Source organism: Streptomyces sp. AHA2, assembly GCF_036857595.1.
Classification (GTDB): Bacteria; Actinomycetota; Actinomycetes; order Streptomycetales; family Streptomycetaceae; genus Streptomyces.
Map to the genome: position 1 here is coordinate 86,626 of NZ_JAUQWJ010000004.1, position 12,084 is coordinate 98,709.

The following is a 12,084-nucleotide window of genomic DNA, read 5'->3' on the forward strand; positions in this document are numbered from 1 at the left end:
GGCCCTGTCGTCGCCACTACTGCGCGGGCGTCTCGCCGGCGGGCGGCGGCGGCTCCGCGCTCACCGCGGTGGCCCCACGCGGCGGGACCGCCTGTCGCAGCGCCGACTCCCGCGAGAAGGACCGCAGATACCCCGCGACCGTGTTCGTCACGGCCACCAGCGGCACCGCCACCACCGCGCCGCCGATCCCGGCCACCATGCCACCGCAGGCGACCGCCAGCACCACGGCGAGCGGATGCACCCGCACGGCCCGTCCCAGGATGAACGGCTGGAGGATGTGCCCCTCGATCTGCTGGACCGCCAGCACCACCACCAGCGTCATGACGGCCGTGAACACACCCTGCGTGACCAGCGCGACGACCACCGCCAGTGCCCCGGACACCACCGCGCCCACCAGCGGGATGAACGCGAACAGGAAGATGAACACGGCCAGTGGCACGGCCATCGGCACGTCGAGGAAGTAGATGCCGAGTCCGATGAAGATGGCGTCGATCAGGGCGACGATGACCGTGCCCCGCACGTACGCCGTCAGCGTCCGCCAGGCCGCCGGGCCCGCCCCGGCCACGCCCGGGCGCGCCGCCGCCGGCACCAGCTTCAGCGTCCACTGCCAGATCCGCTTGCCGTCGTAGAGCAGGAACAGGGTGCAGAAGACGGCCAGCAGGATCCCGGTCAGCGCCTCGACGACGACCGTGACGCCCTCCAGCCCGGCCGAGGTGATCTGGTCGGTGTTGGCGCCGACCGCCTCGCGCAGGTTCGCGGCGATCTCGTTGATCTGCTTGTCGGTGACGTGGAAGGGGCTGTTCAGCAGCCAGTTCCGCAACTCGTCGATGCCGTCCTGGATCTGGCTGGACAGGTCGTCGATGTTCTCCATCACCTGCCAGGTCACGAACCAGCCGATGAGGCCCATCACGACGAAGCCGAGGATCGCGGTGAGGGCGGTGGCCGGACCGCGCGGCACCCCGTGCCGGCGCAGCCGGGCCACGGTCGGCTGGAGCATGGCCGTGATGAGCAGGGCGATGACGAACGACAGCACCACGAGCTGGACGGCGCTGATGACCCGCATCAGCACCCAGAGGGTGCCGGCGAGGACGAGCAGCCGCCAGCCGGCCTCCGCGGCGACGCGCACGCCCCAGGGCACGGCGAGCGCCGGGTCGGGCCGGGGTGCGACGTCGGGGGCGTAGTCCGGGGGCGGCGGGACGTGTTCGTAGGCCCGGGAGCGGGACTCGGCGTCCTCGCGCTCCCGTTCGGCCTCGGCGCGGCGCTCGTTGTACCGCTCGCTGATCTCGGTCAGCCCGGCACCGACCCGGCCGAGCCACCCTGGCACTCGCGACATGATCCGTCCTCTTCCCCCGTCTGTCCGCACCACTCCCCGGGGAGTCGTCCGCGTCCGACCGTACATGGCGCGAGCCCCGCACCGGACGACGGTGCGGGGCTCGCGCGCAGGATCGGTTCGGCCCGGGGGCCGGCCGGCTCAGTACCAGTGGTTGGCCTGCCAGAACGACCAGGCGTCACAGGGACTGCCGTAGCGCTCGTTCATGTAGTTCAGGCCCCACTTGATCTGGGTGGCCGGGTTGGTCCGCCAGTCGGCACCGGCGGACGCCATCTTGGTACCGGGCAGCGCCTGGAACATGCCGTAGGCGCCGGAGGAGGGGTTGACCGCCTTGTAGTTCCAGTCGGACTCGTGGTCCACGATGTTGCTGAAGCACTGGAACTGGCCCGCCGGCACCATCTGCCGCGCCATCGCCTGGATCTGGGCGATGGTGTAGGAGCTGGCGACGGGGAAGTCTGAGATGTCCTTGGAGCGGCTCGCGGCCTTCTTGGTCTCCTCCGCGCGCTCCTTGGCGGCCTTCTCGGCCTCGGCTGCCTTCTCGGCGGCCTTCTTCTTGGCGATGGCCGTCTCGGCGGCGGCCTTGCGGGCGGCCTCCTCGGCGTCCTTCTTGGCGCTCGCGTCCGCGGCGATGGCCTGCACGTCGGCCTGCTGCGTCAGGGACGCGGTCTGCACCTGGGCCTGCTGGCCCGCGGGGATGTCCGCGAGCAGCGTGGTGCCGCTTGCCGTCGCTTCGGCGTCGCTGTTCTGCGCGGTGCTGCCCGAGGCAACGCCGACGACGCTTCCGACAGCGGTGACCGCGGTGGCCGAGGCCACTGCGAATCCCCGGACCGAGATCCGGCTCACACGGTTTCCTTCCAGCGTCGCCCGCTTCGGTGACCCTCGCGGACGCAATCGTGCCCCTGACACTGGCCTCCCCAACTGCGGGTCACGGAAGGCGCGGGCCCGGTGGGCAACTCCCGCGAGGGGAGTGCCGCGTGGTGCTCGGGCGGCATACGACATCGCTATGGAGTTGACGTGGTGCCGTACCTCCCCCGCTACCGAAGTGCGGGGGTACCCCCAGGGGTACAGGTGTGTCGTATGCGGGGCCTGACAGGAGTGAGACTCTGCCGTAACCCGACGGGGCAAGGCAATTCTGCGTTGCGTGTGAAAGCTCACATCTCGTTTGGCGCGGGCAATACCCAGGAACGGCCACACGCCGAGGCGCCGCCCGGCTAGGCTCTTCGCCTTTCCGGACGGCGCCGACTACTGCGCGATCGCCCCTGTCCGGGGCGTTCGGGTCAGACTTGACCGTCTTCGAGCATTTCGGTCACAAGGGCGGCGATCTGTGACCTCTCGGACCGGGTGAGGGTCACGTGCGCGAAGAGCGGATGACCCTTCAGTTTCTCCACGACGGCGACGACACCGTCGTAGCGGCCGACCCTCAGGTTGTCCCGCTGGGCCACGTCGTGGGTGAGGACCACCCGTGAATTGGCCCCGATCCGGGACAGCACGGTGAGAAGAACGTTCCTCTCCAGCGACTGGGCCTCGTCCACGATGACGAAGGCGTCGTGCAGGGAACGGCCGCGGATGTGGGTGAGCGGCAGCACCTCCAGCATGCCGCGCGCGGTGACCTCCTCGATGACCTCGCGGCTGGTGACGGCCGACAGCGTGTCGAACACCGCCTGCGCCCAGGGGCTCATCTTCTCGGCCTCGGAGCCGGGCAGGTAGCCGAGCTCCTGCCCGCCCACCGCGTACAGCGGACGGAAGACCATCACCTTCTGGTGCTGGCGCCGCTCCAGCACGGCCTCCAGGCCCGCGCACAGCGCGAGCGCCGACTTGCCGGTGCCGGCCCGGCCGCCCATGGACACGATCCCCACGTCCGGATCGAGCAGCAGGTCCAGCGCGATCCGCTGCTCGGCGCTGCGGCCCTTGATGCCGAACACCTCGCGGTCGCCGCGCACGACCCGGACATCGCCGCCCGGGGTGACCCGGCCCAGTGCCTTGCCACGTTCGGACTGGATCACCAGGCCCGTGTGCACGGGCAGTTCGGCGGCCTCCGGGACGTGGACACGCCCCTCCTCGAAGAGGACGTCCACCTGCTCGCCGGACAGGGTCAGTTCGGACATGCCGGTCCAGCCGGAGGCGTCCGTGATGGCGAGTTCCGCGCGGTACTCCTCGGCGAGGAGGCCGACGGAGGAGGCCTTGATCCTGAGCGGGAGGTCCTTGGACACGACGGTGACGTCGAACCCCTCGGCCTGCAGATTGCGGGCGACCGCGAGGATGCGGGAGTCGTTGTCCCCCAGCCGGTAGCCGCTGGGCAGCACGCTGGGGTCCGAGTGGTTGAGCTCGACACGGACGGTCCCGCCGAGATCCCCGATCGGGATGGGGGCGTCGAGGCGACCGTGCCGGACGCGGAACTCGTCGAGCAGGCGCAGGGCCTGCCGGGCGAAGTAGCCGAGTTCGGGGTGGTGCCGCTTGGCCTCCAGCTCCGTCACCACGACGACGGGGAGCACGACCTCGTGCTCGTCGAAGCGGCTCAGGGCGTTCGGGTCGGCCAGCAGGACGCTGGTGTCGAGAACATAGGTGCGCCGGTCGGGCTTGTGGCGCTTTGTGCTGGTCACCACGGAAGGACGTACCCCCTCGGATGAGGTCGGGGAGCGACGGTATGGAGCTGGACCGGTCGTCGGCCGCCCTGCGCGGGCCGAGAACCGGCCCTCCGCCTCTTCGTCCGTGCTGTGACCGCACGATCGGGCTGGTGCAAAGGGCCTCCCGGGCGGACGGCCCCGTGCCGCCCGCTGAGATCCGACACCCGTGGTTCGGGCGTCGACCTGACTGGGTTATGCCCTCGAACGAGCGTCGCCATGCCACGGCATATGACGGCGCACCGGTGAACTCCGCGTGACGTCCGTCCGCCGCGGGGTACCCGGACCTGCTCGGACCTGCTCCTCAGCCGCCGTAGCGCCGGTGCCGGGCCGCGTAGTCGCGCATGGCGCGCAGGAAGTCGACCTTGCGGAAGGCAGGCCAGAACACGTCACAGAAGTAGTACTCGGAGTGCGCCGTCTGCCAGAGCATGAATCCGGACAGCCGCTGCTCGCCGCTGGTGCGGATGACGAGGTCGGGGTCGGGCTGGTCGCCGGTGTAGAGGTGACGCCCGATCATGTCGATGTCGACGGCCTCGGCGAGCTGCTCGATCGAGGTGCCCTTGTCCTGGGCGTCGAGCAGCATCGAGCGCACGGCGTCGGCGATCTCCTGCCGGCCGCCGTAGCCGATGGCGACGTTGACCACTATCCCCTGCACGTGGTCGGTGGCCTCCTCGGCCTCCTTGAGGACCGTCTGCATGCCGGAGGGCAGCAGGTCGGGCGTGCCCACGTGATGCACGCGCCAGCGGCCGTCGGCGGCCAGGGTGCGCACGACGTCCTCGATGATGCCGAGGAGCGGGACGAGTTCCTCCTGCGGCCGGTCGAAGTTGTCCGTGGACAGCAGCCAGAGGGTGACGACCTCGACGTCGGTCTCGGAGCACCAGCCGAGGAACTCCTCGATCTTCCCGGCTCCGGCCCGGTGGCCGTCGACGGTGCTGGAACCGGCGGCCTTCGCCCAGCGCCGGTTGCCGTCCATGATGACGCCGATGTGCTTGGGCACCTGAGCGTGGTCCAGGTGGCCTTCCACCCGGCGCGCGTACAGCCTGACCAGCAGGCCGCGCAGCTTGTCGCGCAGGTTCACGTGATCGTCAGCCCCTCCGTGCGGATCGGACGGGCCGCTGCGTGCGGCCCGGTCGAGGCCGCGGGCGGTCCCCGCCCATGCGGCAATCCCCGGGGGCGAAGCCTACCCCCGGCACGGCTCCCGGCGGCCAACGGGTGCGGAAGGAACGATTCCGGCCGCTGCTTCGAGCCGCTCCCCGGAGGCAAGAAAAACGGGCCGGTCCGTGGGGGGGAGACGGACCGGCCCGAGGGGGGGGGTTCCACCATAACCCTTTGTAAGTGATGCTGCGTGCATCGGCGTGCCACAACTACTCTCCGGAGCCGCCCGGCGACCCGCCGGTGTTCACGGAGGGTCAGGTTCCGGGTCCACCCCTGGCCGGAAAGCGGCCTGCACGCAGGGGGAATGCGGCGCGCATGGGCGGGATCCGGTGGATCGGCGTCATCCCGGGTCGCTCTCGGACAACCCGCCCGGGTGTCCCCCCGACGGGTGAACCGGCCGTCGGCACCGGCTTGACCCGGATCAGCGCGCCCAGGACGGCACCGACGGGCCGCGGAGGGGGTGCGGGCACCGCGCAGCCCCCTCCACTGCGCGGTACCGTCCCGCGCAGCTTTGCTCACGCGAATCACCTTGGTCCGAACTTACGGGACGGGTGACACGGAGGCGAGCCGCGAGCGATAACGATGTGAAAACCCCCGTCGGACGATGCGCACGTGGAGTGTGGGAGAAGTGACTCCGTCCCGCGGCCGGCGGACAGCCGACCGTGGTCGTCCTGGGACGGATCCCGTCCTCATTGCCGGTGGCGTCGCCCATGACGACGAACGGGACCACCACGGGGGACGCGGTGTGCGCGCGGCGGGCCGAGCGGCGGTTCCTGGCCAATTCCGCGGGGACGGACGTCCCGGCCGCCTTGGTGGGCCACCGCTATGCGGAGAGCCCGGGGCACGGGTACGCCGAGCTGTCGGTGGCCCCGGACGGCGGCCGGGGTGGCGCGCCGGAGGTACGGGCCGCGCTGGGTGGTGGCCTCGGCCCCGCGCCTGATCACGCGCCGGACGCGGGATCTGCCGGCGTGCGGGCGACGAAGAGGTGCCGGGTGCTGTGGGCGACGAAGGGCCCGTCGGTTCGGATCCGCTCGTGCAGGGCCCGCAGCCGCGGTTCGTACGCCTCGACGGTGAAGCCGGGGACCATCCACACCACCTTGCGCAGGAAGTGCACGACCGCCCCGATGTCGTGGAACTCCATCCGCAGCCGCTCCGCCCGCAGCTCGGCCACCTCGAGCCCGGCGGCCTCGGCGGCGGCGCGCTCGTGGTCGGGCCGGCGGCCGTCGCGCACCTCCTGCGGCTGAGGGCCCAGGAAGTGCTCGACGAGTTCGAAGACGCTGCCCGGTCCCACGTGCTGGGCGAAGTACGTGCCCCCGGGGCTCAGCACCCGGGCGATCTCGTGCCACTGGGGGCGCACGGGGTGCCGGCTCAGCACGAGGTCGAAGGCGCCGTCGGCGAAGGGCAGCGGATCGTCCTCGGCGGCGGCGACGACGGCGACGCCGCGGGGGCGCAACAGGGCGGTGGCCTTGGCCACGTTGGGCGGCCAGCCCTCGGTGGCGACGGTGAGCGGCGGCCGCCGCCCGGCCCGGGAGAGGGCGAAGTCCAGCACCTCACCGCCACCGGTCTGCACGTCGAGCGCGGCCTGCGCGCGCTCCAGCCGTCCGGCCGCCGACACGGCGTAGCCCCAGGAGGGCCGCGCCTCCGTCGCCCGCCCGTCGAACCAGGAGAAGTCCCATCCCTCGGTCGGGGCGGCGACGGCCTCGTCGACGAGCTCTTCGAAGGTGGGGGGTGTCCGAGGGGGCGGGGGTGTCGGGGATGCCATGGGCAGATGGTGGCAGGGGGCGGGGAACGGTGTCCTGTTGTTTTCCGGCTGCCCGCGCCCCCTGGACGCCCCGCCCCTCGGCCCTTCAGGCCTCTTCGAGGACGAGCACGACGTGTTCGTCCGCGCCGTACCGGACCGTGCCCGTGCGGCGGAAGCCGTGCTTCTCCAGCAGGCGCACGGAGCCGGTGTTCCCGCTGTGCGGGTCGGCGTACAGCGGGCGGCTGGTCTCGAGCTCCAGGAAGAGGGCGAGTGCGCGGGTGCCGGCGCCGCGTCCCCAGTACGCCCGTCCCAGCCAGTACCCGAGGAAGCGGCGGTCCCCCTCCCACCAGGCGACGATGCTGCCCGCGACCTCACCGCCCACGGTCACCGTCTGCACGCGGTTCGTGTCGTCGCCGAGGACCCTGGTCCTCCAGTGCCGCAGGAACGCCTCACGCGGCCGGGGCGTGAACCGCGACCGGCGCGCCGCTTCCTCGTCGTGCTCGTACGCCAGGAAGAACTCCAGGTCGGCGTCCACCACGTCGCGCAGGCGGACGTCGTCGTCCACGAAGTCGTCGCTCATGCCGGGAGTGTGGCAGCAGCCACCGACAACGGCCGGTGACGTGGGCCGTGCCCGGCCCTCACGGCACGAGGGGGCGCACCTCCTGCGCGGTGAACCGGACGAACCCCTCCGGATCGGGCTCGTCCCCCGTCGGCTGCAGGACGACGGTGTCGGCGCCGGCCTCGGCCAGCCGCTCGACGGCCGCCGCCACCGCCTCGGCGTCTCCCGCGACACCCAGGCCGGGCACGGACCCGACACCCTCGGCGGCCAGCTCGGCGCGCAGCCGGTCGTCCGCGCCGGGCCCGGTGGCGGTGAGGAGGTTCACGACCACCCGGTGCGGTCCGGCCGCGCGCCCCGCCGCCGCCCGTCCCTCCTCGACGAGCCGCCGTGCCTCCCGTACGCCGTCGGCGTTCGTGTTGGCCGTGAGGATGGTGCCGTCGGCGGCCTCGCCGGTGAGCCGCAGCGACCGCGGTCCGGTGGCGCCGGCCAGCACGCCGCCGCCCGCCCGGCGCTCCGGCGGCCAGTCCAGCACGACGTCGTGGAGCCTGACGTACCGCCCCTCGGTCGTCAGCCGCTCCCCGTCCAGCAGAGCGCGCAGGGCGGTCAGGTACTCCCGCAGCAGGGTCACCGGCGATTGGACCCGGGCGCCCACCTGCCCCATCCAGTCCTGCACGCCGTGCCCGACACCGGCGATCGCCCGCCCCGGGAACATCCGGTGCAGGGAGGCGATCTCCATGGCGGTGAGGGCCACGTTCCGCAGCGGCACGGGCAGCAGGCCGACCCCCACCCGTAGGCGCTCGGTCCAGGCGAGGGCTGCGGCGGCGGTGGAGATCCCGCCCTCCCTGAAGCAGTCCTCCCACAGCCAGAGTTCCTCGAGCCCGGTGCTCTCCGCGACGTCGCAGACGGACCGCAGCCGCTCGGGGGCCAGTTGGGGACGGAAGACGGCACCAAGTGTGGTCATGGAGGCCTTCCTACCCGGCCCGGCGACCGCTCGACAAGACGCGCCGGCCCGCCGCCGCCTGGGCCCGTGGGCCCATGTGCGACCGGGCGGCGGGGGATACGTTCGGGCCGGCAGGACTCCGGGGAGAGGCGCCGGAGCGGAACGGACGGTCGGAGGGGCGGCACGGATGGGGCGGCGCTGGCGGGACGGACGCGGGGAACTGATCGTGCACGGGAGCGGGGACCGGGGCGAAGGCGCCGGCGGGGCGTCGGCCGTGCGGATCCCCCTGGAGATCGCGACGTCCTACCGGGCGCGCACCAGGGGTCTGCTGGGGCGGGACTCGGTCACGGGGGCGCTGCTGCTGTCCCCCGCCAACAGCGTGCACACCTTCCGGATGCGGATCCCGATCGACGTCGCCTATCTCGACCGGAACCTGCGGGTGGTCGCCGTACGCACCATGCGGCCGGGGCGGCTGGGGATGCCCCGCCTGAGAGCACGGCACGTGGTGGAGGCGGCTGCCGGGGTGATGGACGAGTGGGGGCTGCGGGAGGGGGCCCGGGTGGAGGTGGTGGCCACCGGGGGTTAGCTCCCGTGGGCCTGCTGCCGCCCTCCGCTCATCGCCATGGCGTCCGGCGGGGCGGGCGGTACCACCACCAGCCCGCCCGCTCACCCCGTTCCCCGCCCACCGCCGAGGCGGCTTCCGCTGCCGTACCGGCGGCGAACGACCGGTCCAGCACCGCCACCGCCTCCCGGAGAGCGTCGGCGTACGGCTCGCCCAGCTCGCCGATGTGCCGCTCCAGCGCGTCCCGGGCCCGAAGGTCCCGGTGGAACAAGTCCTCTCGGTACTTCCCGGAGGGCGCCCAATCGGAGTGCAGCCGGCGGACCAGTCGTTCCCACACGCGCAGGTCGTAGCGGACATGGGCTTCGACGCCGTCGGCCTCGCCCTCCGGGAGGGTGGCGAGGAAGGCGTCGCAGACGGGGGTGTCGATCCGCTCCCGGTCGAGGATCTCCGGGAGGACCTCCACCCTCGCCCCGGGCAGGTCCGGGATCTCCTCCTCCGCGGCCTCCACCCGGTAGGCCGTGTCGTCAGGGCCCACGTCGACCGGTTCCAGTCGGCACCTGACCGCGCGACCGTCCGGTACGGCCACCCAGTAGGCGCTCGGCAGGTCGACGTCCGAGGGGTGCAGGACGGAACCGCCCGTCCGCGCGGCGAGGCCGCGCGCCAGTTCGCCCTCCGTGAGGCCGGCCGCGGTGCCGTCCCGCACCGTGACGTCCAGTTCGAGGGCGAGGTCGCCGGGCGGCAGCGGGCGCCAGGTGCAGAGCACGGGGACGTCCCAGTCACGCGCTTCCTGGTCGCCGTCGGCGTCGGCGGCGTCGACCGCCGCGGGCGGGACCCCGAGCAGCTCCGCGAGGGCCCGGCGCAGGTCGTCCGAGGTCAGCGGCGCCACGGTGAAGAGGTTCGCGATCACCGGTACGTCCCGTCGTAGACGGCCTTCGCCTTCGCGACCTTGTCGGGGTTGTCGACGAACTTGGGGTCGCGCTGCAGTTGCCGCGACGTGCCGGCGTCGCCCTTGTTGCGTGCGATCTCCTTGAGCGCCGCGTACTCGATGCGGTCCATCTGCACGAGGCCCGGGCCGGACTTCGGGAAGACCGTACCGTTGCCCTCGACCTCGTATGCCCGGCCGTTGATCTCGTAGGTGTTGCCATCGGCCGACAGCGTGGCGCGGCCGTTCGCGATTCCCTCGATGTCGGCACGGACGAGGTCCTCGTTGCCCCTGAGGATCACCGTGTTGCGCTCCTTCACCTGTCCGCCGGACGCTCCGCCGACAGTGTGGCGCTTGTTCGGGAACTTGAGGACCTTGCCGCGCGCCGGGCCGGGGATGTCGTCCCCGGCCTGCCAGTCGTTGACCGGCCGGGTGGCCCGTTCGGCCTCGTCGGCAGCCTTGTCCGCCTCGTCCGCCTGCCGGCGGGCCTCCCGTGCCTGCCGCTCGGCCTCCTCGTCGCAGCCGTCCTCCGCGAGGACGACGTACGGGGCGGCTGCCCGGGAAGCGGCCAGGACGGTGGTGCCGGTGCCGGGGCCACCGCCGAACGGAGCCCTGCGGGGCGGGGCTGCGATGGGGCAGCCCGACTCGCGGGCCTTGCGCTCGGCCTCGTCCGCCGCCTCGTCGGCTTCCTCGGCCGCCCTGCGTGCGCCCGCCGCGTCACCGGCCTTGGCGGCCTTGCGGGCGTCCCCGGCCGCGCCGACGGCCTTGTCGGTGAGCCTGCCCAGGTCGCCCAGCTTCCCGAGTTCGCCCAGCTTGCCGGCTTTGCCGACGATCTTGGCCTCGCCGTAGCCGGGGATGAAGAGGGAACCGACGTTCCAGATGACCGTGGTGACGGCGCGGGTCTCGTTGCCCTGGTTCCACTGGTCGCGGACGTCCTCCCCGACGAACATGTCGTCGAGGATCTTCCCGCCCGAGTTCACGGTCGCGCCGCCCCAGTCGGTGAGCGCGTCGAGGTGGTCGCCCTCGGCCCACTTGTCACCGGCGTCCTCGCTGTCCTGCGACCACTGGTCGGCGATGACACCGCCGTAGTCCTTCAGGCCCTTGAGGGAGTCGAGCGGGTTGGCGACGGTGTCCGAGACGCCCTTGATCTCACCACCGATGCCGTCGACGAACAGGCCCTCGCCGACTTGCTTCACCTGGTCGCCGGCACAGCCGAAGAACGCCCCGACGCCGGAGAGGCAACCGTCGTCGTCCTTCTCGTCGCCGGGTCGTGCGGGGGTCGTCTCGCCGTGGTCCTCCGCGCCCGAGTCGCCGTCCTGTCCTTTGTCCTGGCTTTCGTCCTGGCTTTCGTCCTGGCTCTTGTCACCGCCCTCGCCCCGGCCTTCGCCACCGCCGGTGCCGGTGCCGGGGTTGCCGCCGCCTTCGGGGTCGTGTCCTCCGTCGGCTTCGGGGGCCGTTGCGCCGCGCTCGTCGTCCGTCCTGCCGTGGGCGGTCGTGGGGTCCGTGCCGTCGCCGGGTGCCGGGTCTGCCGGGCAGGCGGTGCCGGTGACCTTGCAGACGGCCGACTGCAGGCCGCGGTATGTCTGCGGACCCAGCCCGCTCACGAGGAGGGCCGTGATGATCGCCGCGACGACCGCGACGAGACCGGCGTACTCCACCGCCGTCTGGCCCTCGTCGCGGCGCCGGCGAATCATCCGGGGCAGGGAGAAGGAGCGGCGTTCGGCGCGGTGGCTGTCCGGAAGCCGGTACCAGGCGCGGCTGTCCGGGCGGGTGAGGAAGTAGAGGATCAGGGCGGGCAGGAAGAGCTGGGTGAAGCCCCGGGGTGAACCCGCGGTGATGCTCGTCGCCGCGCCGACGAGCAGCCAGACCTGTACGGCGATGAGGGCGAGGCGGGTTGCGCCCCCGCCCTGCCAGGTGCGGCGGGCCAGCCACCAGCCGAGGGTGCCGGGGGCCGCCGCGTAGGCGGTGAGGGCCAGGAGGTGCCCGTCGACGGCGTCGTACGAGTCCGCGGTGAGCAGCAGGCCCAGGCCGCCGAGCAGGGTGATCGCGAAGAGGGTGTGGAGGAGGACCAGGGCGGCCGCGAGTGCGGGCGGCATGGGCCGCCGGCCACCGCCGGGCCCGGGCGGTTGCGCGGGTGCGCCCGGTACCGAGTCCGTCGGTCCGCCGGTCCAGGCCATCGCCGCCGCCCCCTCCCTGGTCTACGACATGCCCGAGGCTAGGGAGGGAGGGGCTGGGCGGGATGGGCCCGTGGCCC

10 protein-coding genes are annotated in these 12,084 nt (G+C 72.7%); 1 reads left to right on the forward strand and 9 read right to left on the reverse strand.

The features are described from left to right. Positions 1-16: 16 nt before the first annotated feature. The 7 genes from Q5694_RS10860 to Q5694_RS10890 form a co-directional block, all read right to left on the reverse strand. Entirely contained in the window at positions 17-1,333 is a 1,317-nt protein-coding gene (locus Q5694_RS10860) for an AI-2E family transporter (RefSeq protein WP_333932411.1), read from the reverse strand. A gap of 138 nt (positions 1,334-1,471) precedes the next feature. Beyond that, the gene (locus Q5694_RS10865) at positions 1,472-2,173 is read right to left on the reverse strand and encodes a transglycosylase SLT domain-containing protein (RefSeq protein WP_333932412.1); all 702 of its coding nucleotides are present in this window, start codon (positions 2,171-2,173) and stop codon (positions 1,472-1,474) included. A 434-nt stretch (positions 2,174-2,607) separates the two neighbouring features. After that, positions 2,608-3,933 carry a PhoH family protein gene (locus Q5694_RS10870; RefSeq protein ID WP_333932413.1) on the reverse strand — a complete coding sequence of 442 codons (1,326 nt, stop codon included), beginning with the start codon at positions 3,931-3,933 and terminating at the stop codon, positions 2,608-2,610. 322 nt (positions 3,934-4,255) lie between these two features. Next, on the reverse strand, positions 4,256-5,029 hold the full coding sequence (locus tag Q5694_RS10875) for an isoprenyl transferase (protein WP_333932414.1): 774 nt from the start codon (positions 5,027-5,029) through the stop codon (positions 4,256-4,258). A 1,017-nt stretch (positions 5,030-6,046) separates the two neighbouring features. After that, positions 6,047-6,868 carry a class I SAM-dependent methyltransferase gene (locus Q5694_RS10880; protein WP_333932416.1) on the reverse strand — a complete coding sequence of 274 codons (822 nt, stop codon included), beginning with the start codon at positions 6,866-6,868 and terminating at the stop codon, positions 6,047-6,049. 85 nt (positions 6,869-6,953) lie between these two features. Then, positions 6,954-7,427, reverse strand: a complete 474-nt coding sequence (locus tag Q5694_RS10885) for a GNAT family N-acetyltransferase (protein WP_333932418.1) — start codon at positions 7,425-7,427, stop codon at positions 6,954-6,956. A gap of 58 nt (positions 7,428-7,485) precedes the next feature. Next, positions 7,486-8,367 carry an LLM class flavin-dependent oxidoreductase gene (locus Q5694_RS10890; RefSeq protein WP_333932420.1) on the reverse strand — a complete coding sequence of 294 codons (882 nt, stop codon included), beginning with the start codon at positions 8,365-8,367 and terminating at the stop codon, positions 7,486-7,488. 166 nt (positions 8,368-8,533) lie between these two features. Here Q5694_RS10890 and Q5694_RS10895 point away from each other — a divergent pair, with 166 nt between their 5' ends. Then, positions 8,534-8,932: a DUF192 domain-containing protein gene (locus tag Q5694_RS10895; RefSeq protein WP_333932421.1), complete on the forward strand. Its 399-nt coding sequence runs from the start codon at positions 8,534-8,536 to the stop codon at positions 8,930-8,932. A 28-nt stretch (positions 8,933-8,960) separates the two neighbouring features. Here Q5694_RS10895 and Q5694_RS10900 read toward each other — a convergent pair whose 3' ends face one another. Together Q5694_RS10900 and Q5694_RS10905 are read right to left on the reverse strand one after the other, a co-directional pair. Beyond that, on the reverse strand, positions 8,961-9,815 hold the full coding sequence (locus Q5694_RS10900) for a hypothetical protein (protein ID WP_333932422.1): 855 nt from the start codon (positions 9,813-9,815) through the stop codon (positions 8,961-8,963). Beyond that, entirely contained in the window at positions 9,812-11,926 is a 2,115-nt protein-coding gene (locus Q5694_RS10905) for a Flp family type IVb pilin (RefSeq protein WP_333932423.1), read from the reverse strand. The genes Q5694_RS10900 and Q5694_RS10905 overlap by 4 nt, the downstream gene beginning before the upstream one ends. Positions 11,927-12,084: the final 158 nt, after the last annotated feature.

Bases quoted from the DNA above. Each gene is read 5' to 3' on its own strand.
- Q5694_RS10860 (WP_333932411.1), bottom strand. From the start codon at position 1,333: ATGTCGCGAGTGCCAGGGTGGCTCGGCCGGGTCGGTGCCGGGCTGACC.
- Q5694_RS10880 (WP_333932416.1), bottom strand. From the start codon at position 6,868: ATGGCATCCCCGACACCCCCGCCCCCTCGGACACCCCCCACCTTCGAA.
- Q5694_RS10885 (WP_333932418.1), bottom strand. From the start codon at position 7,427: ATGAGCGACGACTTCGTGGACGACGACGTCCGCCTGCGCGACGTGGTG.
- Q5694_RS10890 (WP_333932420.1), bottom strand. From the start codon at position 8,367: ATGACCACACTTGGTGCCGTCTTCCGTCCCCAACTGGCCCCCGAGCGG.
- Q5694_RS10895 (WP_333932421.1), top strand. From the start codon at position 8,534: ATGGGGCGGCGCTGGCGGGACGGACGCGGGGAACTGATCGTGCACGGG.
- Q5694_RS10905 (WP_333932423.1), bottom strand. From the start codon at position 11,926: ATGCCGCCCGCACTCGCGGCCGCCCTGGTCCTCCTCCACACCCTCTTC.